The sequence below is a fragment of the Nonomuraea sp. NPDC049378 genome (genome assembly GCF_055586745.1).
On the sequence record NZ_JBVJHP010000022.1, the window covers coordinates 111,777 to 132,444 of the forward strand.

The 20,668-nt window shown below is 71.3% G+C and carries 22 protein-coding genes and 1 pseudogene; 11 read left to right on the plus strand and 12 right to left on the minus strand.

The features are described from left to right. The first annotated feature begins 10 nt into the window (after positions 1 to 10). Together ACZ6SA_RS38760 and ACZ6SA_RS38765 are read left to right on the plus strand one after the other, a co-directional pair. Positions 11 to 430: an acyl-CoA thioesterase gene (locus ACZ6SA_RS38760; RefSeq protein ID WP_347649041.1), complete on the plus strand. Its 420-nt coding sequence runs from the start codon at positions 11 to 13 to the stop codon at positions 428 to 430. Next, on the plus strand, positions 427 to 1,590 hold the full coding sequence (locus ACZ6SA_RS38765) for an MFS transporter (RefSeq protein ID WP_465833855.1): 1,164 nt from the start codon (positions 427 to 429) through the stop codon (positions 1,588 to 1,590). Before ACZ6SA_RS38760 ends, ACZ6SA_RS38765 begins: the two co-directional genes overlap by 4 nt. Here ACZ6SA_RS38765 and ACZ6SA_RS38770 read toward each other — a convergent pair. The 4 genes and pseudogenes from ACZ6SA_RS38770 to ACZ6SA_RS38785 all read right to left on the minus strand — a co-directional run bounded on the left by ACZ6SA_RS38770 (position 1,585) and on the right by ACZ6SA_RS38785 (position 5,240). Further along, a complete protein-coding gene (locus ACZ6SA_RS38770; RefSeq protein ID WP_465833857.1) occupies positions 1,585 to 3,093 on the minus strand; it encodes a glycoside hydrolase family 13 protein in 1,509 nt (502 codons plus the stop codon). The two genes, ACZ6SA_RS38765 and ACZ6SA_RS38770, sit on opposite strands and share 6 nt — an antisense overlap. A 24-nt stretch (positions 3,094 to 3,117) precedes the next feature. Next, positions 3,118 to 3,492, minus strand: a pseudogene (locus ACZ6SA_RS38775) (globin); the annotation flags it as partial. A 43-nt stretch (positions 3,493 to 3,535) separates the two neighbouring features. Beyond that, complete coding sequence (locus ACZ6SA_RS38780) at positions 3,536 to 4,396, minus strand: mechanosensitive ion channel family protein (protein ID WP_347649038.1); 861 nt, start codon at positions 4,394 to 4,396, stop codon at positions 3,536 to 3,538. Between the two features lie 559 nt (positions 4,397 to 4,955). Next, positions 4,956 to 5,240 (minus strand): hypothetical protein, encoded by a 285-nt coding sequence (locus ACZ6SA_RS38785; RefSeq protein ID WP_347649037.1) that lies wholly within the window; start codon positions 5,238 to 5,240, stop codon positions 4,956 to 4,958. 273 nt (positions 5,241 to 5,513) lie between these two features. On the opposite strand from ACZ6SA_RS38785, the gene ACZ6SA_RS38790 reads away from it, so the two are divergent. The 5 genes from ACZ6SA_RS38790 to ACZ6SA_RS38810 all read left to right on the plus strand — a co-directional run bounded on the left by ACZ6SA_RS38790 (position 5,514) and on the right by ACZ6SA_RS38810 (position 11,518). Next, positions 5,514 to 7,073 (plus strand): XRE family transcriptional regulator, encoded by a 1,560-nt coding sequence (locus ACZ6SA_RS38790; protein ID WP_465833860.1) that lies wholly within the window; start codon positions 5,514 to 5,516, stop codon positions 7,071 to 7,073. Next, positions 7,070 to 7,558, plus strand: coding sequence for a GNAT family N-acetyltransferase (locus ACZ6SA_RS38795; RefSeq protein ID WP_347649035.1), 489 nt, complete (start codon positions 7,070 to 7,072; stop codon positions 7,556 to 7,558). Before ACZ6SA_RS38790 ends, ACZ6SA_RS38795 begins: the two co-directional genes overlap by 4 nt. Before the next feature lie 363 nt (positions 7,559 to 7,921). Continuing rightward, complete coding sequence (locus tag ACZ6SA_RS38800; protein ID WP_465833862.1) at positions 7,922 to 9,142, plus strand: DMT family transporter; 1,221 nt, start codon at positions 7,922 to 7,924, stop codon at positions 9,140 to 9,142. A gap of 270 nt (positions 9,143 to 9,412) precedes the next feature. Then, positions 9,413 to 11,050 (plus strand): tetratricopeptide repeat protein, encoded by a 1,638-nt coding sequence (locus ACZ6SA_RS38805; RefSeq protein ID WP_347649033.1) that lies wholly within the window; start codon positions 9,413 to 9,415, stop codon positions 11,048 to 11,050. A gap of 15 nt (positions 11,051 to 11,065) precedes the next feature. Next, the gene (locus ACZ6SA_RS38810; protein ID WP_347649032.1) at positions 11,066 to 11,518 is read left to right on the plus strand and encodes a hypothetical protein; all 453 of its coding nucleotides are present in this window, start codon (positions 11,066 to 11,068) and stop codon (positions 11,516 to 11,518) included. 41 nt (positions 11,519 to 11,559) lie between these two features. On the opposite strand, the gene ACZ6SA_RS38815 is transcribed toward ACZ6SA_RS38810, so the two are convergent. Next, positions 11,560 to 12,486, minus strand: coding sequence for a zinc-binding dehydrogenase (locus ACZ6SA_RS38815; RefSeq protein WP_347649031.1), 927 nt, complete (start codon positions 12,484 to 12,486; stop codon positions 11,560 to 11,562). Between the two features lie 78 nt (positions 12,487 to 12,564). Between ACZ6SA_RS38815 and ACZ6SA_RS38820 the strand changes: the two genes are divergently transcribed. From ACZ6SA_RS38820 to ACZ6SA_RS38830, 3 genes are read left to right on the plus strand one after another with little or no spacing between them, the layout of a single operon-like run. Next, a complete protein-coding gene (locus ACZ6SA_RS38820) occupies positions 12,565 to 13,191 on the plus strand; it encodes a TetR/AcrR family transcriptional regulator (protein WP_347649030.1) in 627 nt (208 codons plus the stop codon). 16 nt (positions 13,192 to 13,207) lie between these two features. Next, positions 13,208 to 13,996, plus strand: coding sequence for a hypothetical protein (locus tag ACZ6SA_RS38825; protein WP_347649029.1), 789 nt, complete (start codon positions 13,208 to 13,210; stop codon positions 13,994 to 13,996). Then, entirely contained in the window at positions 13,993 to 14,736 is a 744-nt protein-coding gene (locus tag ACZ6SA_RS38830; RefSeq protein ID WP_347649028.1) for an MBL fold metallo-hydrolase, read from the plus strand. Before ACZ6SA_RS38825 ends, ACZ6SA_RS38830 begins: the two co-directional genes overlap by 4 nt. Here the strand turns inward: ACZ6SA_RS38830 and ACZ6SA_RS38835 are convergent. From ACZ6SA_RS38835 to ACZ6SA_RS38850, 4 genes are all read right to left on the minus strand, one after another. Continuing rightward, positions 14,717 to 15,151, minus strand: a complete 435-nt coding sequence (locus tag ACZ6SA_RS38835; RefSeq protein ID WP_347649027.1) for an NUDIX domain-containing protein — start codon at positions 15,149 to 15,151, stop codon at positions 14,717 to 14,719. The genes ACZ6SA_RS38830 and ACZ6SA_RS38835 overlap by 20 nt on opposite strands. Beyond that, complete coding sequence (locus ACZ6SA_RS38840; protein ID WP_465833866.1) at positions 15,144 to 15,872, minus strand: YbgA family protein; 729 nt, start codon at positions 15,870 to 15,872, stop codon at positions 15,144 to 15,146. Before ACZ6SA_RS38840 ends, ACZ6SA_RS38835 begins: the two co-directional genes overlap by 8 nt. An 81-nt stretch (positions 15,873 to 15,953) precedes the next feature. Next, the gene (locus ACZ6SA_RS38845; RefSeq protein ID WP_347649025.1) at positions 15,954 to 16,610 is read right to left on the minus strand and encodes a DUF47 domain-containing protein; all 657 of its coding nucleotides are present in this window, start codon (positions 16,608 to 16,610) and stop codon (positions 15,954 to 15,956) included. Between the two features lie 26 nt (positions 16,611 to 16,636). Then, complete coding sequence (locus tag ACZ6SA_RS38850; protein ID WP_347649024.1) at positions 16,637 to 17,593, minus strand: inorganic phosphate transporter; 957 nt, start codon at positions 17,591 to 17,593, stop codon at positions 16,637 to 16,639. Between the two features lie 341 nt (positions 17,594 to 17,934). On the opposite strand from ACZ6SA_RS38850, the gene purU reads away from it, so the two are divergent. Next, positions 17,935 to 18,789 carry a formyltetrahydrofolate deformylase gene (gene purU, locus ACZ6SA_RS38855; protein WP_347649023.1) on the plus strand — a complete coding sequence of 285 codons (855 nt, stop codon included), beginning with the start codon at positions 17,935 to 17,937 and terminating at the stop codon, positions 18,787 to 18,789. Positions 18,790 to 18,795: 6 nt separating this feature from the next. Here the strand turns inward: purU and ACZ6SA_RS38860 are convergent, their stop codons facing one another. The 3 genes from ACZ6SA_RS38860 to ACZ6SA_RS38870 form a co-directional block, all read right to left on the minus strand. Beyond that, entirely contained in the window at positions 18,796 to 19,446 is a 651-nt protein-coding gene (locus ACZ6SA_RS38860; RefSeq protein ID WP_347649022.1) for a DUF6461 domain-containing protein, read from the minus strand. A gap of 71 nt (positions 19,447 to 19,517) precedes the next feature. Then, positions 19,518 to 19,868 (minus strand): VOC family protein, encoded by a 351-nt coding sequence (locus ACZ6SA_RS38865; RefSeq protein WP_347649021.1) that lies wholly within the window; start codon positions 19,866 to 19,868, stop codon positions 19,518 to 19,520. Further along, positions 19,865 to 20,665 carry a helix-turn-helix domain-containing protein gene (locus tag ACZ6SA_RS38870; protein WP_347649020.1) on the minus strand — a complete coding sequence of 267 codons (801 nt, stop codon included), beginning with the start codon at positions 20,663 to 20,665 and terminating at the stop codon, positions 19,865 to 19,867. Before ACZ6SA_RS38870 ends, ACZ6SA_RS38865 begins: the two co-directional genes overlap by 4 nt. Positions 20,666 to 20,668: the final 3 nt, after the last annotated feature.

Consider the following 20,668-nt stretch of genomic DNA (forward strand, 5'->3'; position numbering starts at 1 on the left):
GGTGACTGGCGTGGTTGAACGCACTCCGGCCCAGCGCCACCTCTACCCCCGAGCGGTGAGATTCGCCGACGTCGACTCCCAGGGGCACGTGAACAACGTGCGCTTTCTCGACTACCTGGAGGACGCCCGTTTCGGCATGTTCCACATCGATCCGCACAACGCGGGTGACGAGCCGTTCAAGGGCCTGGTGGTCACCCGGCACGAGATCGACTACCGCCGCCCGCTCGGCTTCCGCGCGGAGCCGGTGAGCGTCGAGACGTGGGTGACGGAGATCAGGCCGGTGCGCTTCACCCTCGCGTACGAGATCCGCGACGACGACGCGGTCTACGTCACCGCCACGTCCGAGCTCGCGGCGTACGACGTCGAGCGGGCCGCCCCGCGCAGGCTCTCGGAGAGCGAACTGGCGTACCTCAAACGTTTCTCCGCATGAAACGCTGGCTGATGCTGGCGCTGGGGGTCAACGCCCACGCGAGCGTCACGCTGGGGCTGTTCGGCCTTCCCCTCGTCATTCCTGAGATAGAGCGGCATTTCGGCGTTCCGCTGGCCGTGGCGGGGATCATGGTGAACGCGCCCTCCCTGGGCGTCCTGCTGGCGCTCGTGGCCTGGGGCGCGCTGGCCGACCGGCACGGTGAGCGGGTGATCCTGGGCACGGGCGTGGGCCTGGCCGCCGTGTTGTTCGGCGCCGTCGCGTTCGCCGACCAGATCTGGGCGGTGATCGGGCTGCTGGTCCTGGCCGGGGCCGGGGGCTCGGCCGCGATGGTCGGCGGCGGGCGCATCGTGTTGCGCTGGTTCGAGCCGCCGGAGCGCGGCCTCGCCATGGGACTGCGCCAGGTCTCCTTCACCCTCGGCATGGCCGCCGGAGCGTTCGTGCTGCCGCCCATCGCGCAGGCGCACGGCCTGGCCGGCGTGCTGTTCGTGTGCGCCGGCACGAGCCTGCTGGCCGCCGTGCTGGCCGCGATCTTCCTGGCCGAGCCGGCGCGCGCGATCTCCGGGTCAGGCGCGGCGCCGCAGGGCTCGCCGTACCGGCAGCGGGCGTTGTGGCGGGTGCACGCCACCAGTGCCCTGCACGTGCTGCCGCAGATCGTGGTCAGCACGTACGGTGTGACCTGCCTCGTACGCCTGTACGGCTGGGACGAGGTGGCGGCCGGACAGCTGTTCGGCGTGGCGGCGATCGCCGGGGCAGGGGTGCGCATCGCGGCAGGTCGCTGGTCCGACAGGGTCGGCCTGCGCATGCGGCCCCTGCTCCTGATCACGGTCTGCAATCTGGGCGTGATGGCGCTGCTGGTGACCGCTACGCTCTCGGGCGCCTGGCTCGGGCCCGTCGCGCTCGCGGTGGCCGCGGTGATGACCGTGGCAGGCAACGGGCTCGCCTACCTGACGGCGGGCGAGCTGGCCGGGCCAGGGTGGGCGGGCCGGGTGCTCGGCACCCACAACACCGTCCAGAACGCCGTCTCCTTCGTCGTCACGCCGATGGCCGGCGTGCTGATCACGAACGTCGGCTATTGGGCCGCCTTCGCCGCGGGGCTGGGAGGCGCGCTGCTCTCACTGCCCGTCATCCCTTTTCGCGGCGAGGACGGCGAGCGGTTATGACGTGCGGCGCAGCCACACGGCCGTGTCGGGCGGCAGCAGGTCGCCCCTCAGCGGCCCGCTCGCCAGCAGGACCGCGTCGTGCTCCGGCAGGTGCACCGGCCGGGTGCCGCAGTTGAGCGCGCAGATCAGCGGCCCGCGGGTGAAGAAAAGCACTCCTTCGGGAGATTCCAGCCACTCCAACGTATAAGGAATGGATCGCGCCAGGTCACGGCGGCAGGCCAGGGCCCGGCGGTAGAACTCGAGCGTGGATCCGGCGTCCCCTGCCTGCTTCTCGACGCTCAGCTCCGCGAACGTGACCGGCTGCGGCAACCACGGCCGCACTCCGCCGGGCGCGAACCCGTGGGAGGGCGGATCGACCGTCCACGGGATCGGCACCCGGCACCCGTCACGCCCGGGCAGCTCGCCCTTCGACTGGAAGAAGATCGGGTCCTGCCTGGCCGCGTCGGGCAGGTCGCTCACCTCGGGCAGTCCCAGCTCCTCGCCCTGGTAGAGGTAGGCCGAGCCGGGCAGCGCCAGCATCGTGAGCAGCGCCGCCTTCGCCCGCTGCAGCCCGGTGACGGGGTCGTCGGGCGCGTAGCGGGTGCGGTGGCGTACGACGTCGTGGTTGGACAGCACCCACGTCGCGAACGGGACGGCGGACAGCGTGTCGTCGATCACCTTCCGGAACGCCGCCGCCGACCAGGGCGCCTGCAACCAGGCGAAGTTGAAGCTCTGGTGCAGCTCGTCGGGCCGCACGTAGAGTGCGAGGTCCTCGGAGCTGTCGGTCCACACCTCGCCGACGGCCATGCGCTCGCCCGGATAGCCGTCCAGCACCTTGCGCCAGTCGCGGTAGACGTCGTGCACCTCGGGCCGGCCCCATATCGGGGAGGTTCCCTTGAACGACTGGTCGCCGACGTCGGGCAGCCCTTCCGCCTTGTAGAGCCCCATCGCCACGTCGATGCGGAACCCGTCGACCCCGCGGTCCAGCCAGAACCGCAGGATGTCGAGGAACTCCCTGTGCACCTCGGGGTTGCGCCAGTTGAAGTCGGGCTGCTCCGGCGCGAACAGGTGCAGGTAGTGCCGGCCGTCCTCGACCTGCGTCCAGGCGGGCCCTCCGAAGGTGGACTGCCAGTTGTTGGTCCGGTCGCGGAAGACGTAGCGCTCGCGGCCCTCGCCGCGCAGCGCCGCCTGGAACCAGGGATGGGCGGAGGAGCTGTGGTTGGGCACGATGTCCACGACCACCCGCAGCCCGTGGTCGTGCGCGCCGGCGACCAGCGCGTCGAAGTCGGACAGCGTGCCGAACAGCGGGTCGACGCCGCGGTAGTCGGCGACGTCATAGCCGCCGTCGGCCATGGGCGAGGGGTAGAACGGCGTCAGCCAGAGGGCGTCCACCCCCAGATCGCGCAGGTACGGCAGGCGCTCGCGCACTCCGGCCAGATCACCGACGCCGTCACCCGAGGCGTCGGCGAAGCTGCGAACGTAGATCTCGTAGACGACGGCATCACGCCACCAGGGGATATCCATGTGGCGTGTCATGCCCCGTTACGTGGGTGAGTTCACCAGGCTGTGGGCCGCGTAGACCAGATAGTCCCAGAGCCGGGTCTCCAGCTCCTCCGGCAGGTCGAGCGAGTCGACCGCGTCGCGCATGTGCCGCAGCCAGGCGTCGCGCTCGGTCTCACCGATCACGAACGGCATGTGACGCATGCGCAGGCGGGGGTGACCCCGCTGCTCGCTGTAGGTCTTGGGGCCGCCCCAGTATTGGATCAGGAAGCCCCGCAGCCGATCTTCCGCCCCCGTCAGGTCGGGCTCGGGATAGAGCGGCCGCAGCACCGGGTCGTCCGCGACCCCCTCGTAGAAGCGCTGAACGAGGCGCCGGAAGGTCTCTTCGCCCCCGACGGCGTCGTAGAAGGAGGTCTCAGTCACGCTCACCAGCCTAGGGTGTGCCTCGTGTGGTGGTGCATCGCGCTCACACCGCGACCATGGTGATGCCCGCGTCGTCGAGGGCCGTCTTGACCCTGATGCGCATCTCCCTGGCCACCTCGGCCTGCTCGTTGGGCAGCGTCTTCGCGGTGATGCGGAACACCACCGAGCTGTCGGACAGCTGCTCCACGCCGAACACCTGCGGCTGCTCCACGATCTTGCTCTCGCGCAGCTCGGGGTCGGCCCAGACCTCCTCGGCCAGGTGCTCGAGCAGCACGCGCACGCTGACGATGTCGGCGTCGTAGGCCACGGGCACGTCGACGTAGGCCCGCGACCAGCCCTGCGACTCGTTGCCGACCCTGGTGATCGTGCCGTTGCGGACATACCAGACGCGCCCGTCGGCGTCGCGCAGCCGGGTGACGCGCAGGGTGACGGTCTCGACGGTGCCGACCGCGGCCCCCACGTCGACCACGTCGCCCACGCCGTACTGGTCCTCGAGCAGCATGAACATGCCGGCGATGAAGTCTTTCACCAGCTCCTGCGCGCCGAAGCCGATGGCCACGCCGAGGATGCCGACGCTGGTCAGCAGGGGGGCGATCGGGATCGTCAGCCGGTCGAGCACGGTCAGCACCGCGGTGCCCAGGATGACGATCGAGGCGACGTGCTTGAGCACCGAGCCCATGGTCTCGGCCCGCTGCTTCCTGCGTTCGCGGAGCAGCGCGTCGATGCTGTCGGTGGCGGCGCCCTTGCGGAAGCGGCTGGTGATGGAGCTCTTCGCGGCCGCGCGGTGGACCACCCTCGTGATCATCCGGTGCGAGATCTTCCGGAGCACGAACCCCAGCACGATGATCAGCACGATGACGATCGCGCTGGCCGCCATGGGTGCCCAGACCGCATTGTCGAACATCCCGACGAGGGTAGAGCAAACAGGATCCTTGGTACAGATCCCGGCCATGTCCTGGACGACCTTCTCGGGGTCCGGAAGCCCGCTCGACGGTGAGGCGGGCGGCGGCGACGGTGTCACCAGCAGTAACAAAGGTGGATCCCCCTCCAGAAGCGGTTCGGTCGGGCTTTTGGACCGTTGCGATCCAAAATACCGCCGACCGAACCGCCCGCCGTCACATCACGCCGGGGAAGACGGGGTCGTCGGCTCTCTGGGCCGCGGAGGGAGAGAGCGACGCTCCGATGACGGACGGCTCGGCAAGGGACAGGCACCCGGAAGCATGTCCCGTACCGGTTCCGGGAGGGATCCCCCCCAACACCCGCCCGGCGGACCGGGAGGGTGGCTTCGCGGGTACGGCGTGCGGGCCGTACCGGCCGCAGTCAGATGTGAGGCCAGAACCGGCGGAGTGACCAGGACCCCACAGGTGCGGGACCCTCCGCACCGGTCACTCCGCCGGCCCTGTGATGCCGCCGTGGATGCGGCGCGCCGCGGTGGCTGCGCTCCACCCGGCCCACCACGTCGATCATTCCGCCACGGCGGCCAGCACGCGGGCGACTTTCGTCGCGGCACCGGCCGGGTCGTCGGCCGTGTGCATCCGTTCGCCCCAGGACCAGCAATACCACCAATCCGGCATATCGGACACAGTGGCCGGCCTGCAAGTGACGTTCTCGGTCAGGCTGGTCGCGTTCGGGTTGATGACCCGTACGAACCTGCGACCGCTCTGGCTCTGGACCACTCGTGCGAGCAACCCGTGAGCGCCCAGTTCGGACACGAGTCGCTCCAAGTGCTCGAAGTCGTCGTCCCCCACCGTTGGTCCTCCCTAGCAATCGCCGCTGGTGGGCCAAACATGTCTCATGTCAACGGCGAACGCAACGAGCTTGTGCGGCTACAGGGAGTTGCTCTTCTCCCGAAGGATGGAAGAAACAGTCCCGGGGTGGACGATCCTTAACCGTGGGTCGGCTGAAGGCGTTTTCAAACCCGCAGTCCCTGGTTCATAGTCATGGGTAGGCGGACAGCGATCTGAGAGCTACGCTGAGTCACCAGTTGCGGACCGGTCGAGACGTGTTTGGAAGGGGCCGGGATGTCCGGCAGACAGCACAGGGAAACGGAGATCGCCCGGCGGATCAGGGCCAAGGGCCTGGCCGCCGGGCGCACCTCGGCCCAGATCGCGGATGAGATCCACGAGGCTTGCGCTTCGCAGTTCAGCACGACCCGCATCAAGGCGCACCGGTTGTCCTACGGGATCGCCTTGGCCGATGTCATCGAGCAGGTCAGGGCCCTGTTCGAGCGCGACTCCAAACCGACGCCGGGCATCGGCGAGACCCTGCTCTCGGCGTACGAGAGCGGGCTGAAACGCCCGGGGCCCGAATATCTCCACTACTTGTGCACGGTCTACCGCGTCGAGCCGGCCGCCCTCGGCTACGACGGGCCCTGCATCTGCGGTCACGGCCACGCGCACCGGCCGGCGGGGGCACTCGGCGGCTCGGAGTCCAAGGATCCGCCGCCGCTGCTGCCCACGGAGCGTGAGCTCAACATCCAGCCCATGGTCACCGAGCCGGCGGCGCAGGAGGACGAGAACATCCTCCGGCGCACGATGTTAAACCTGCTCCACACCGACACGAACCTCAACACGGCCCTCGACGGGGTCGTGCTCGGAGCGTGCGAGGGCATCAGGCGGCGTATGGACGAAACCCTCGTCTCGGCCACGGTGTCCGCCGCCATGCTCGACCAGTGGGAAGAGGCGACGCTCAGCTTCGGCCGCCAGTACACGACCACGGGCCCCCTGAGACTGCTGTGCGACGTGCTGCTCGAGTTGAGCGCGGTCCGTACGGCGATGTCCCGCCGCCAGCCGATCGACCTGCAGGAACGATTGTGCAGGATGGCCGCACAGCTGTCCGGGCTGAGCGGCATGATCATGATCAACCTCGGTGACCACCGCCTGGCCCGCTCGTTCTTCCGCACCGGGCGCACCGCGGCCGACGAGACCGGTGACCGCGCGTTGCGCGCCTGGATCACCGCTCGCGAGTCGCTCGTCCCCCTCTATTTCGGCGACGCGCGCGAGGCGCTCAACCTCGCCAAGAAGAGCCGCGACCTGGCCGGCTCGATGCCGTGCGCCGCGCAGGCCATGGCACCGGTCGTCGAGGCCAGGGCACTGGCCATGATGTCAGGGGGCGACAGCAAGAAGGAGGTCGTCGACCAGGCCAAACGCGCGCTGTCGAGGGCACGCAGCGCCTTCTCCCACCTGAAGAGCGAGGACCAGGAGGACGTCGCCTTCGGCTACACCGAGAAGCAGCTCTACTTCTACCAGGGCGACGTGCTCACCAAGCTCGGTCAGACGATCGAGGCGGAGGTGGTGCTCGGCCAGGCGCTCACCAAATACCAGGACCACATCCTCGACCAGACGCTGATCAGGCTCGACCAGGCTCAGTGCCGGCTGATCGACGGCGACGTCCATGAGGCGCTGGCGATCGGCACCCAGGCGCTGCGCCTGGTGGGCGACGAATATCTCACCGACTTCATCGTGCGGCCGGCGCTGGCGCTCGAGCAGGCGATCGCGTCCCGTGACGCCGACGCCCCAGGGCTCGAGGGCTACCGCGCCGAGTTGCGGCGAGCACGGGCCCAGCTGAAAGGGGGCGCATGAAACTGAAGATCCGGCGCTATCGATGGTCCGATCTCGACACCGTCCTCACCCTCCACCAGATCTGCCTGGCGCAGGTGGGCCTGGTGCCCGGTGACGGCGTCTACTACGACGACGACTTCCCCCGCATCCAGGAGATCTATCTGGCCTGCGGCGGCGACTTCCTCGTCGGCGAGATCGACTCCCGGGTGGTGGCCATGGGCGGGCTGAAACCCGTCGACACGTGCACGGCCGAGATCTGCCGGCTGCGTGTCCATCCCGATGTCCAGCGGCGTGGCTTCGGTGAGGCCATGCTCGTCACCCTGCAGCAGCGGGCCGTGGAGCTCGGCTTCGAGCGCGTCAGAGGCGACACCACGCTCAACCAGGAGGCCGCTCTGGCGCTCTACGCGCGCCAGGGGTGGCGCGAGCTCTCCCGGCACAAGGTGGGCGCGCTCGTCGTGGTCAACGTCGAGAAACTGCTGACCCCGGGCGTGCCTCTCGACCGCTAGCGACTCCGCTCGTCCGGCGGCCCCACCCACCCCCTCCGGGGCCGTACCCCTCCTCGGGTGACCATTCCCCGCACTCCCCGCACTTCCGGTGTGACCTTCCCGCCTACCCCCCATCGTCACGCAGAGTGACGAGCGGCAGTCTCGTGAAGCGGACGATCGCGGATGATCAGCCTGGCGAATCTGTCAGCAACGACCGGCTCCCGCTGTCGCGGATAAGGATGTACGAACCCGCGGGTGAGGCTCTTAACACCGAGTTGTAGAGGACTATCACCGGCTGCTGACTGTACAGCTACGGATGCGAATTGTAATGAGATGCTTCTGGGCATGGCAGTCTTGCCCGCTCCCCGCCCCCTCCTGGGAGCTGTGCTTCTGTTGTTCGTCAGCGCCGCCTGGGGGTCGGCCTTCCCGCTGATGAAGGATCTCATCGGTCGTATACCGGTCGAGGATCTGCTCGCCGAGCGTTACGTCCTCGCGGCGCTGACGCTGCTCGCCATCAGGCCGGGCTGCCTCGGGGGTCTTCCACGGGTGACGTGGGTCTACGGAATCATCCTCGGGGTCATGTTCGGGGTCGGGCAGGTCGGGCAGGCGGTCGCCCTGCACGGGCTGCCGTCGGCGGTGTCCGGGTTCGCCGTGGGCTGCGGCGTGGTGATCACGCCGATCCTGGCGCTCCTCCTGCACAAGACGAAGGTGCCGCGGCGCATCTGGGCCGGGGTCGTGCTCGCGCTGGCCGGCATGACGGTGTTCACGCTGCTGCAGGAGATGGAGGAGCACGAGGTCTCGGTGCTCGCGCTCGGCGTCACGCTGGCCGCCGCCGCCCTCTACTCCGGCCACACGCTCCTGCTCGCGCAGCTGTCCAACCGGGGGGTGGGCTTCCACGCGTACGCGCTGACCGTGATCCAGCTGTTCACCATCGGGCTGCTCACCGGCGGCTACGCCGTGCGCGACGGCATCGTGCTGCCGGCCGGCCTGCACGACTGGTCGGTGCTGGCGCACCTGTCGGTGGTCTCGTGCGCGCTGGGCTTCCTGGCGCGCTCGTACGGCCAGGCGCACGTGCCCGCCGTGCCCAGCGCGATCCTCATGTCGTCGCAACCCGTCTGGGTGGCCGCGATCGCGGTGATCTGGTTCGACGAGGCGATGGGCGTGAGCATGGTCGTCGGGGGCGGGTTGATGGCCGGGGCGATGTTGCTCGCGCTGCCGGGCAGGTCCGCCGCCCTGCGCCGCGGGCGTGGTCAGCGCGATCACCTCGCGGGCGCCACCAGGGCCGCCGCCAGAAGGCTCGCCGACCTGAGAGTCAAACGGGTCGATCGGCTGCGGCTGGACGGCGCCCCGTCGCCGGTCATCGCCAAGACCGCCTGCGAGGACGTCGGGTCGTGTCCCTGGCACACCCGCTCGCTCAAGGGAGGGGGCGAACCGAGCCTGGAGCGGCTGATCGAGCGGGCCACCCTCATCGTCAGGGCGCGCAACCTGCCCCGGCCCGGCTGCTGCCAGTCGGTCACGCTGCTCGGCAGATGCCTGTGCGACTTGATGGAGCAGTCCGAACGGACTCGTGCCACCGGATTGCACCGCTGGTTTCGCTCCCGATAGGTTACAAATACCATTCAAAAGGCAAGTGCTTGTTATCCATTAATCCACCACTAATTCTGCCTGAACCTTGATATTCGGTGGCGTGCCCTAATAATGGGGGATTATCCCCGAGTGGAGAGGTGCAATCATGAAGCGCATCATCGTCCGCAAGCCTGGCACCGTGAGGCTCGCGGGGACCTCCAGCGTCATTCACAAGGGGTGACCGACGCGAGGTCCCACCACAGGATTCCGGGCGAACCCTATGTCCGGACTGGGCTCACGCGACTGCTGATGCCGGTGATCGACGGGCACCGGCGGCCGCGTGGCCCGTACACCGTCGCCGCCGCGTTGTTGCGGCACCTGGTGCCGGCCGTTCTGGAACGCTCCAGCGACCTCGTGGCGGCGTACGACATCGAGATCAGGGCGGCCGCGCCCGAGCTGGCCGGGATCGTGCCGGCCGTGCGAGTGACGATCGACGCGGAGCTGTCCGAGGAGGAACGGATCCTCGTGCCCGCGCCCCGGCGCACGCTGCGGCTGGCCAACGGGCTCACGGAGTTCTTCCGCACCGCCGTGCCTCCCGGGCGGGCGCTCGTGGTGAGCAACGCCGCCGAAGCCGATGCCACGGACGTCGAGCTGCTCGAGGTCATGATGCGGCGGATCTCGCCGGCCCTGCTGGAGATCACGGTGTTCTCCGGCGGGCCGCCGCACCCGCCCGACGACCGCGACGCCGACGAGCTGCGGGCCGTGGTGGACCGGTGCGTGCGGGAGGGCTTCCTGCACGCCGTCGCCGAGCTGGGCGAGCTCGGCATGTCCCGCACCGAGCCGGGCAGCGCGCTCTGGTGGCGCTTCGCCCAGCGTACGGCGACCGCCCTGGCCGGGCTCGACCGCGCCGCCGACGCCCTCGCGGTGTGGGAGCGGGTTCGCGAGGTCAGCCAGGATCCGGCGATGCACGCCGCCGGCGCGTACGGCACCGCCATGCTCGACGCCCGCCACCGTGACCCCGCCCGCCGCGACCTGGTCAGGGCCAGGAGGTGGGTCAACGAGGCGATCGCCATCTCCACGCTCCTGCCCGACCCCCTGGAGCGGGCGTTCAAGCTCGGCTTCGACCGCAACGGCCTGGCGCTGATCGAGCTGCGGCACGGCCGGCCCCACGTCGCGCTGTCACTGGTCGAGTCGGCCATCGAGCTGGCGGGCGAGCTGGGGGAGCGGCACCCGCTGCACCGGATGGTGCTGCTGGCCAACCGGGCCCAGCTGCTGGCCTCGCTCGGGCGTGCCAAGGAGGCGCTGGAGGACTACGCCGCCGCGATCGCCGTGGACCCGGCCTTCCCCGACTACTACCTGGAGCGGGGGAACCTGCTGTTCGGGCTCGGCCGGCACGAGGAGGCGCTGGCCGACTTCGAGCAGGCCATGCGGGCCGGGCCGCCGCTGCCCGAGGCGCACTACAACCGGGCCGAGCTGCGTACCGTGCGGGGCGACGTCGAGGGGGCGCTGGCCGACCTGGGCCGGGTGATCGAGCTCGACCCCGCGTATGTGGACGCCTACATCAACAGGGCCGGGCTGCTGGCCGCCGCCGGCCGCGACGACGAGGCCAGGGGAGACGTCGAGGCCGGCCTCGCGCTGGCGCCGGGCAACCCGCACCTGCTCACGGTGCTGGGCCAGCTGGAGACGGCTGCGGGGCGGCTCGCAGAGGCCAGGGTGGTGCTAAACCTGGCCGTCGAGCGGGCTCCCCGGCTGGCGGCCGCCTGGGGCAACCGGGGGGTGCTGCGCTTCACCGACGGAGACGTGGAGGGCGCGGCCGAGGACCTGACGCGGGCCATCGAGCTCCAGCCGCAGCCCGACCTGTACGCCAACCGGGCCGTCGCCCTGCGGGCTCTGGGGCGCGACACCGAAGCGGAGGCGGACGAGCGCAGGGCCGTCCGGCCGTCCTGATGGGACGATGCACTCATGACGGGGCGTGTGGGGCGGGCTGCCGCGGTGTGCGCCGCGCTCGGGGTGTTGTGGTGGGCCACCGTACGCCTGGCGTGGGCGGGTGTCGGCTGTGACGACTGGGGGTGCCTGGTGCCGGCCATCGGGGTCGTCGTCCTGATCTCGCTGGGCCTGCTCGCCTGGTCGGCCCGCGCGCTTGAGCGGGTCGGCGTGCGGCCCGGGCGCCGGGTGGCGCTGGCGGCGGCCGGGGTGCTGGTGGCCTTCCGGCTGGCCGGAGAGTCGCTGCCCTCGTGGACGTCGTCGTTCGCGCACGTCGTGGCGGCCGCGCTGGCCTTCGGCGGGGCGGGGGCCGTGGGGGCGTTCGTGACGGAGAGGGGGGTGGCACGGCGGTGGCGGGTGGCCGCCGTGCTGGCGGTGGTCGCCCTCGTGCCCGTGGCGCTGGCCGTGGCGGTGGTGCGGTCCGGCGCGTGACCCGTCCCGCGGCCGCGTGCGGGGGTCGGGGCCGGTGGCGCTCAGATGCGGAGCAGGGTCTTGCCGGTTACGCCGCGCGCCTCGATGGCGGCGTGCGCCGCGGCGGCCGACTCCAGGGGGAACGTCGCACCGATGGTGGGCCGCAGGCGCCCGGCGGCGGCCAGCGCGAGCGCCTGCCGGGCCAGCTCGCGCATGTCCGTCGCGGGCCAGGCGACCGCCGTCACGCGGGGGTCGGGCTTCGTCATCGGGCCGCCCGCCATGCCGTACACGCTGATCCTGCCACCGTCCTTGAGCAGCCTCTGCGCGGCCGCGCCGGTCTCGCCGCCGACGCCGTCGAAGACCACGTCCAGCCCGCCGGTGGCCGCTCGGACCAGCTCCGTCCAGCCCGGGTCGGTGTAGTCGACGGTCAGCTCGGCCCCCAGGCCGGCCGCGAGGTCGCGCTTGGCGGCGCTGCTCGCGGCGCCGACGACGCGGGCTCCGGCATCGCGGGCGAGCTGCACGAGCAGGCTCCCCACGCCACCGCCCGCGGCCTCCACCAGCACCCACTCGCCGGGGCGGGGCGCCGCGGCGGTCGCCAGGCCCACCGCGGTGCGCCCGTCGGCGAGCAGCGCCACCGCCGCCTCGGGCGACAGGCCCTCCGGGATGGGGATGAGGTCGCCGGCCCGGGCCACCGCCAGCTCCGCGTAGCCTCCGTAACCGCCGAGCGTGCTCACCACCCGCGTGCCGGCCAGCGCGGGGTCGACGCCCTCGCCCGTGGCCTGCACGGTGCCCGCCACGCCGTTGCCCAGGATCGCGGGCAGCTCGGCCGCCCGCGGCCCGCGACCGCCCCGCACCTGCGTCTCCACGAACGTGATGCCCGCCACCATGACCTTGATCAGCACCTGTCCCGGCCCGGCGACAGGGTCGGGCATTTCCTCCAGGACCAGTGTCTCCGGCCCTCCGCACCGCCGCACCACCACCGCGCGCATGCCACAACCTCCCTTGATCGGAGCGATTCGCTCCGACAAGTGTAACGGAGTGGCGCGCTCCGGAATATCCTGGACGCCATGAGCAGACGCGGCCGGCAGGCCGAGGCGGCGCGCAACGATCTGCGCCTGTTGCGGGCGGCGCACGAGGTGTTCACCACACAGGGGTTCGACGCGCCGGTGTCGGCCATCGCCAAGCAGGCGGGCGTGGGCATGGGCAGCCTCTACCGCCGCTACCGCACCAAGGAGGAGCTGCTCCAGCGCCTGTGCCTGATCGCCATGGAGCGTGCCGTGGCGGCCGCGCAGGACGGGCTGGCCGAGGCCGACCCGTGGGACGGCCTGGTCCTGTACGTGCGCACGTGCGTGGAGTTCCGCTCCGGCGCGCTGGCCCCGGTCGCGGGCACCATCGAGGTGACCGCCGAGATGTGGCGGGTGGCCAGGCTGGCGGAGGAGACCGCGGACCGGCTCGTCGCCAGGGCGCACGAGGCGGGCGTGCTCAGGAGCGACGTGACGGCGCTGGACGTCTCGCTGCTCATGGAGCAGTTCAGCCGCCCGGCTCCAGGCCCGCCCGACGACGAGCATCGCAAGGTCAGGGACCGCCTGCTGGCCATCGCGCTCGACGGCCTGCGCGCGCCCGGCGCCACCGAGCTGCCAGGAGACCCGCCGAGCGTCGAGTGGTACGAAGGTCGATGGGGGAGCGCGCCGTAGGTCTACGGTGGGGTGCGTGTCGTTCAACGAGTTGCTCCGTGACCTCGATGCCGGCGCCAGCGTCCAGGCCGCGGGCATCAGACGCGGCTACGGCGGGCCGCCCGCCCGCCAGGTGAGCATCCGGTCGGGCATGGCCCGCCTGCGCTGCGCCTCCCTGCTCAAGCCGCTGTACGCGTGGGTGAGCGCGGGCCGCGTCACCGACGCCGAGCGGTGGCGCCGCCACGCCGAGCCCGCCGTGGTCATCTCGTCGAACGCCGACACGCTCAACCTGTGGCTGGCCGTCGGCCCCGAGGTCATCCTCGACGACATCCGCCGGCGCACGGGCGTTGCCTGGTCACCGCCGAACGGAGACCCGTCAAGGTTCGGCTCGGTCGAGGTCGCCGCCGACGAGGTCGCGACCGCGTACGCGGTGCTCGCCCAGGCCGGGGCGGCCGGCGATCCGGCCGCCGGGACCGTCATGGAGTGGATGCGGCAGGTGGAGGGCCCGCAGACGTTCGGAGCGCGCGAGGCGACGCGCTCGCCGGAGGCCGCGGTCAAGTGCGGCTGGTACGGCGCCCCCGACGAGGCCTGCCTGCGCACGCACGCCGTGACCGTCCTGCCCAGGGGCGGCACGCGCACCACCGTTGCCGTGGCGCTGACCGCGCTGCCCTACACCGGTCCGCGCGAGCGCGCGGTCTACCAGGAGCAGGTCAACCAGGGGCTGTCCGTGGAAGCCGAGCACGAGAAGGTGGCCGGCATGCGGCTGCGCGGGCTGCTGGCGGCGACGCTGGCGGAGCTGGGCCACTCGTCGGGTGGCGGCGCGTGAGGTTCACGGTTCTCGGCGGCTGCGGCGCCTGGCCGGCGGCGGGTCAGGCGTGCAGCGGGTACGTCGTCGAGGAGGAGGGCTTCCTGATCTACGTCGACCCCGGCTACGCCACGCTGCCCAGGCTGCTTGAGCGCCGGCAGGCCGGCGAGGTCGACGCGGTGCTGATCACGCACGGCCACCCCGACCACTGCGCCGACCTCAACCCGCTGCTGCGCGCCCGCGCGCTCGCCGGGCGGCCCGTTCCCCCGCTGCCCGTCCACGCTCCGCCGGGCGCGCTCGACGCCGTTCTGGCGCTGGACGGCGGGCGCATGCTGGCCGGCAGCTTCGTGGTGCACGAGCTGGCGCCCGGCGTTCCGCGGCGCCTCGGACCCTTCCGTCTCGACTCATTCGACCTGCCGCACCACGTGCCCAACGCGGGGCTGCGGCTGAGCGGCGGCGACCGGGTGATCGCCTGCACCGGCGACACGGGTCCGTCCGGCTCCTTGGTGGCGTTGGCGAAGGATGCGGACCTGCTCGTGGCAGAGGCGACATATCCGGAACAGGTGCCGGATGAGGATGCGCCGTACCTGTCCAGCGCCCTCGACGCGGGCCGCACCGCGGCGTCGGCCGGCGCGGCCCGGCTGCTGCTCACTCACCTGTGGCCCGACACCCCGCCCGAGCCCGCGCTGGAGGCGGCCGCCACGTCCTACGACGGCCCGATCGAGGTCGCGTCCGCGGGCGTCACCGTGGATCTGCCGTGAGCGCCGCCACGACCTCGGCCAGCAGGGGAGGCTCGACCCCCGCGGGCAACTCCTCGGCCCAGGCGTAGCCGCGGAAGACGTGGTGCTCCTCCTCCGTCAGCGCCTTGGGGACCACCACGGGACAGACCTCGTCGAACACCGCCAGGAAGAACGGCTCCGTCTTCACGTACCGGACTCCGAGCCACGAGAAGTCGCGTCCGACCTCGACGCACCTGCCGGACACGGCCGAGGCCGGCAGCCCGGTCTCCTCGGTCAGCTCGCGCCTGGCCGCCTCCAGCGCCGTCTCTCCGGGGTCGATGCCGCCGCCCGGCGGCTCCCAGACGTCCACCCGGCCGACCGGGTCGTACCAGTGCATGAGCAGCACCCGGCCGTCACGGTCGAGACAGACGACACGCGCCGCGGGACGGTCACTCACGCTCTCCTGTGGGGCATTCATCCGGAGAGAGACTACCCAGGGCGTCCCGCAGGCCGTCGGGGTAGGGCGCGAAGTACGTCTGGCCGCGCACGTAACCGGTGGCCCGCCGGCGCAACAGCGTCGCGGGGTGGCTCAACGGCGCCCGGCCCGCCTGGTAGGCCTCGATGGCGGCCAGCGCCTCGTCCCGCCTGGCCGGGTCGAGACCGAGCATGCCGAGACAGTGCTGCAGCACGTTGACGTTCTTGCCGACCGTGGCGGGGGTGGCGAGTGCCCGCCGGAACGCTTCGGCGTACTCGCCGGCCACCTCGCCGAGCGGGCGGGCGCCGGCCCCGGCCACCACGCGCCCGGCCTGGCGGTATCGCGCGGGGTCGTGGGCGAGCACCTGCATCTTGTGCCGGGTGTGGAACTCGACCAGGTCGCGCGGCCCCCAGTCACCGCCCAGCAACGTACGCAGCCTGGCGTGCGCGAAGATCCGCTCCGCGAAGGCCGCCAGCGCCCGCGCGTCGTCGCCGGCCACGAGCAGCGGCAGCGCCCTGCCGCCTCCCGGGCCGCCTCCCGGGCCGCCGCCCAGGTCGCCGCTGCCGGTGACGCGGCCGTCCACGCCGATCTCCCCGGCCGTCCGGCTGGGCACCCACTCGACGTACGGTCCGAGCACGCCGGCAAGGAGGCGGTCGTCCGCCGGAAGACGGTCGACCGCCACGCGAGGCCGTACGGCGGGCATGTTCACAGTGGAGCCCGGCGGCGCCGGGCCGGGCAACCAACCGCGGGAAGATCAATGCCGGTCTTCGCCAAGGGCGGCGCTTCAGCGCTTCATCGCGCCGTCGGCGATCGCGTCGGCGGCGTCGCCGATGGACACGCCCACGATCTCAAGGCGGCGCACCAGCTCGCGCTGCTTCATCGCGTCCGCGGTGAGCTCCCCCGAGAAGATCCGCGAGATCTCGTACTGGTACATGCGCCGGATGGCCCCACCCGCCTTCTTCGCCTCCAGCGCGTCCTGCACCACCGCGGAGGGCCGGGAGGCGAGGTCGCGGACGGCGTTCTCCAGGGCGTCGATGCCGACGATGACCTGGTCGAGCAGGGGGGTGAAGCGGATCTGGTCGGGCACCCGGTAGAGATGGGACTCGCGCACGAAGTCCCGCAGCGAGTCGAGCACGTCGTCGATCGAGCGCGACAGCCTGAACAGGTCCTCGCGGTCGATGGGCGTGACCAGGGCCGTCTTGAGCTCGTCGACGAGCCGGGCCCGTTCCTCGTCGCCGAGGTGCTCGATCGAGCGCATCTGCTCATGCGCGCCCGTCCTGCCCACCTCACCGCCGATCATGGCCATGGCCAGCCACGCGCCCTCCTTGGTGGCTTCGAGCTGCCCGAGCAGCGCCTCCGTGAGCGCGCTGTCCATACGGCCGGTCATGAGGTCCCGGATCCGCCGCAGCCGCTTCACGACCCGGCCGCCTTCGATGCGCAACGGCGCTCCACCGCTCGTCCTCCCTTTCATGACAGGTCCACGCTCGCGATCCCCTTCACCATCGACGCCAGTGCCCAGCCGAGCAGTCCGCTCGCCGGCAGGGTCAGCACCCAGGCCACAACGATCTTGACGGCGGCGTACCAGCGGACCCGGCCGCCGCCCTGCGCGACGCCCGCGCCGATGAGCCCGCCGGCGATGGACTGGGTCATGCTCACCGGCATGCCGACGCCCGCGGAGGCGATCACCGCCGTGCCGGCGGCCAGCTCGGCCACGACTCCGTGCGGGGGCCGGGAGGCGATGATCTCGCGGCCGAGCGTACGGCCCGCCTTCGGCAGGCCGTACAGGGTGCCGAGGCCGAACAGGACGGCCACCAGCGACGTGTACGCCGGCGGCGCGTCCGTGAAGCCCATCGCGATCATGAACACGGCCAGCATCTTCTGGCCGTCGTTGGCCGCGTACGCGAGGGTCTGGAGCAGGAAGCCCGCCCAGTGCCAGCGCGGCAGCGCGCGCGCCGTGGTCACCGAGACCAGGACCCGGATGAGCGCCCAGGCCAGCAGGCCCCCCACGAAGGGAGCCGCCAGCCCGAACGCCAGCACCAGCCCCACCGACCCCGCCGAGACCGGCAGCCCCCAGCCCAGCCCCGCGCCGGTGAGACCGCCCACGACGGCGAGTGTGAGGCTGGTCGGCCGGCCCTTCGCGCTGAGCACGGTCACCACGATGAGCGCCGAGACCACCGCGCACGTCATCGCGAGGCGCCCGCCCGGCTCGTCGAAGGTGGCCAGCCTGGTCACGAACGTGAGCGCCACCTTGTGCGTGACCAGCGGAACCAGCGCCACCATCAGCACCAGCACGAGAACACCGGTCGCGGGGCGCACCGTGGGCAGTTTGAGGCCCGTCGCCAGGACGGCGCCGCCGTCGTTGACGCCGGAGACGACGGCGAACAGACCGGCGACCACGATCAGCACGACGGCGTCCAACGGCAAGCGCTCCATCCCGGCCCGCCCTGCCCGGGCGGGGCCACCTCGATCCACTCACGGCACTCATGGCGGAAAGACGACTGCCCCGTGACCCCCGGATACAGTCTTTCCTGATGACGACGAACTACCCGTGTTCGTGTGGAAGATGGATGAAGATCCAGTTATCAGGGTGTTCGCCCCGGCTGAAGGTTGTGGGGTCAACCCCTGCTCACCTGCCTGTGACCGGACACTTCGCCGCCCCCGACCGCACATCGGCGGCAGGTACTCTCGGACGTGGTCGCCACGGTTGTACGCTGCCTGCACCGACCGCAAGGCGCCCGCTGACCCCACGCCCGCGAGAGTGAAGCATGACCGATCCCGCCGAATACATCCTGACATTGTCGTGTCCCGACCGGCCCGGTGTGGTGGCCGCCGTCTCCGGCCTGCTGGCCGGGCGCGGTTGCACCATCATCGAGAGCCAGCAGTTCGGGGACAGGGCCGCCCAGCGGTTCTTCATGCGCGTGCAGTTCGCGGGCCCGCTGGGGGAGGACGAGATCACCAGCGCCTTCGCCGAGCTCGCGCCCGACTTCGGCATGGAGTTCAGGCTGCGCGACGTGGCGGTGAGGCCGCGGGTGCTGATCATGGTCAGCAAGTTCGACCACTGCCTGAACGACCTGCTCTACCGGGTGCGGGCCAAGTCGCTCGACATCGAGATCGTCGCGGTGGCCTCCAACCATCCCGACCTGCGCCCGCTCACCCAGGCGCACGGCATCGACTATCACCACCTGCCGATCACGCCCGAGACCAAGGCCAGGCAGGAGGCCGAGGTGCTGGCGCTGGTCGAGCACTATCAGGTCGACATGGTGGTGCTGGCCCGCTACATGCAGGTGTTGTCGGAGGAGCTCTGCGAGAAGCTCGCGGGCCGGGCCATCAACATCCACCACTCGTTCCTGCCGTCGTTCAAGGGCGCCAGGCCCTATCGCCAGGCCCACGACCGCGGGGTCAAGCTGATCGGCGCGACCGCCCACTACGTGACCTCCGACCTCGACGAGGGGCCGATCATCGAGCAGGAGGTGGCCAGGGTCAACCACAGTCACTCGCCCGAGGACCTCGCGGCCATCGGGCGTGACGTGGAGTGCGTGGCGCTGGCCAGGGCCGTCACGTGGCACGCGGAGCAGCGCGTGCTGCTCGACGGGCACAAGACGGTCGTCTTCCCCCGCTGAGCTCTTCTAGGGCTCGCCGATGGCGCCGACGAGCAGCGGGCCCGACAACAGGCCGGCGGTGAACTCCACCCCGGTGATCCGGGCCGCCAGCAGGAACGCCCGGGCCAGGCCGTTGGCCGACATGTCCTCCCACCGCGCCTCCCACCCGTCGTCATCCTCCTCGGGGGTCAGCCCCACCTCGCGCATCAGCTCGTTGAGCCGGTCCTTGTCATCGCCGTGCCGCTCGCTGGGCATGATGGGCCGGAAGGTGGTGACGACGGCGCCGTCGATCGCGTAGCTGAAATCGTCCTCCGCGTAGTCGTGCCTGCTGACGGTCACCACCTCACAACCCCGCGAGAGCGGCTCGATGACCTCCGGCGACGTCGCCGTCCAGCCCCACAACTCGATCGCGACGGACCACTCGCCGAGCGGGACCACGCCGACGTGACCGCCGCCGTCACCCCCGGCGGTCTCCTCGACGAACGCGTGGACCTCCTCGTCCAGCTCGGCGAAGCCCATCTCCCTGCCCGGCGGCTCGGCCGGGCCGAAGCGGCGCAGCACCTCGGCGGGGCCGAGGCCGCGGAAGAAGGACACGCAGAAGATGTCGCCCAGGGGGTTGCCCGGGTCGCCGTCGGCGGCCTGGAGCCAGCGGTAGGGGGCGAGCGGATCGTTGGTCATGCCCCCGGATCGTGGCAGGCGCCACCGACAGAAACCCGTCAGAAACCCGACAGGAGCCCGGCATGAACCCGTCAGGGCCGGTACGTCCCGAAGTACCAGGCGTTGCCCTCCGGGTCCGCGCAGCCGTACTCACGTGACCCGTACGGCTGGTCCACGAGGTCCATCGTGATGCGGGCCCCCGCGGCCCTCGCGCGGTCGTGGTGGGCGTCGACGTCGTCGGCCGCGACGTAGATCCCCGGCCCGCCGGGCTCACCTTGGCCGATCATGATGATGTCGTCCCCGACGATCAGTTCGGCGTGGTTGACGGCGCCCTCGTCGTTCTTGGCCACCTCGTGCACCCTGAACCCGAACGCGGTGATCAGGAAGTCGAGCGCGGCCTGGCAGTCGTGGTATCTGGCCAGTGCGTAGACGGTTCTGCTCATGCGTCTGAGCGTGCCCGCTCCGGCGGCTCGGGTCTTGGACGAATCTGACCGGGCGTCGTGTCGCCCAGCACCCGGAACTCACGGTTCATGTGGGCCTGGTCGTAATAGCCGCACTCCGCCGCCGCCAGCGCGATGGGGATGCCCGCCCGCACCAGCCGCGCCGCCCTGCCGAACCTGATCACCCGCGCGGCCGTCTTCGGCGTGAGCCCGATCTGGTCGTGGAAACGGGCGACGAGATGGCGATGGCTCCAGCCGAGCGACTCGGCCAGCGACGACGCGCTCAGGCGGCCTCCCGACTCCAGCAGCCGGGCCCACGCCCACGGCAGCTCAGGACCGACCTCAGGGCCGGACAGGATGCGCTCGCACAGGAGCCGGTCGGCCAGCGCCAGCCGGGCACGCCATGACGGCGTCCCGGCCAGCCTGCCGACCACCGTGTCCTCCCACGCCCCTGGCAGGTCGCCGACCGGCACGACCCGGTTGGTCAGATGCCGCATCGGCAGGCCGAAGAGCCGGCGCGCCCCGAACGGCGTGAGGAACACCTCCACACCCTCCGTCGGCCCCATCGTGCGCGTGACGGTGAAGCGGTCGCCGAGCCCGCCCGCGAACGCAGAGACCCGCTGCCCCTGCACCTCCATCGGCGTGCCGAAGGCGAGGATCAGCACGGCCCCCGGCATCGCCGTCTCGGACCTGGTCACCGGCTCGGCGTATCGCTCGCTGTAGGCGCACAGACGCGTCACGTAGGGGCGCAGGAGGGCACTGGGGGCGGCCTCGAGCATGGCCAGCCCCAACGCGTTCATGCC

Excerpts from the sequence above, each read along its gene's own strand:
- ACZ6SA_RS38765 (WP_465833855.1), top strand. The coding sequence starts at position 427 with ATGAAACGCTGGCTGATGCTGGCGCTGGGGGTCAACGCCCACGCGAGC.
- ACZ6SA_RS38770 (WP_465833857.1), bottom strand. The coding sequence starts at position 3,093 with ATGGATATCCCCTGGTGGCGTGATGCCGTCGTCTACGAGATCTACGTT.
- ACZ6SA_RS38780 (WP_347649038.1), bottom strand. The coding sequence starts at position 4,396 with ATGTTCGACAATGCGGTCTGGGCACCCATGGCGGCCAGCGCGATCGTC.
- ACZ6SA_RS38790 (WP_465833860.1), top strand. The coding sequence starts at position 5,514 with ATGTCCGGCAGACAGCACAGGGAAACGGAGATCGCCCGGCGGATCAGG.
- ACZ6SA_RS38795 (WP_347649035.1), top strand. The coding sequence starts at position 7,070 with ATGAAACTGAAGATCCGGCGCTATCGATGGTCCGATCTCGACACCGTC.
- ACZ6SA_RS38805 (WP_347649033.1), top strand. The coding sequence starts at position 9,413 with ATGCCGGTGATCGACGGGCACCGGCGGCCGCGTGGCCCGTACACCGTC.
- ACZ6SA_RS38810 (WP_347649032.1), top strand. The coding sequence starts at position 11,066 with ATGACGGGGCGTGTGGGGCGGGCTGCCGCGGTGTGCGCCGCGCTCGGG.
- ACZ6SA_RS38815 (WP_347649031.1), bottom strand. The coding sequence starts at position 12,486 with ATGCGCGCGGTGGTGGTGCGGCGGTGCGGAGGGCCGGAGACACTGGTC.
- ACZ6SA_RS38820 (WP_347649030.1), top strand. The coding sequence starts at position 12,565 with ATGAGCAGACGCGGCCGGCAGGCCGAGGCGGCGCGCAACGATCTGCGC.
- ACZ6SA_RS38840 (WP_465833866.1), bottom strand. The coding sequence starts at position 15,872 with ATGCCCGCCGTACGGCCTCGCGTGGCGGTCGACCGTCTTCCGGCGGAC.
- purU (WP_347649023.1), top strand. The coding sequence starts at position 17,935 with ATGACCGATCCCGCCGAATACATCCTGACATTGTCGTGTCCCGACCGG.
- ACZ6SA_RS38860 (WP_347649022.1), bottom strand. The coding sequence starts at position 19,446 with ATGACCAACGATCCGCTCGCCCCCTACCGCTGGCTCCAGGCCGCCGAC.
- ACZ6SA_RS38865 (WP_347649021.1), bottom strand. The coding sequence starts at position 19,868 with ATGAGCAGAACCGTCTACGCACTGGCCAGATACCACGACTGCCAGGCC.
- ACZ6SA_RS38870 (WP_347649020.1), bottom strand. The coding sequence starts at position 20,665 with ATGAACGCGTTGGGGCTGGCCATGCTCGAGGCCGCCCCCAGTGCCCTC.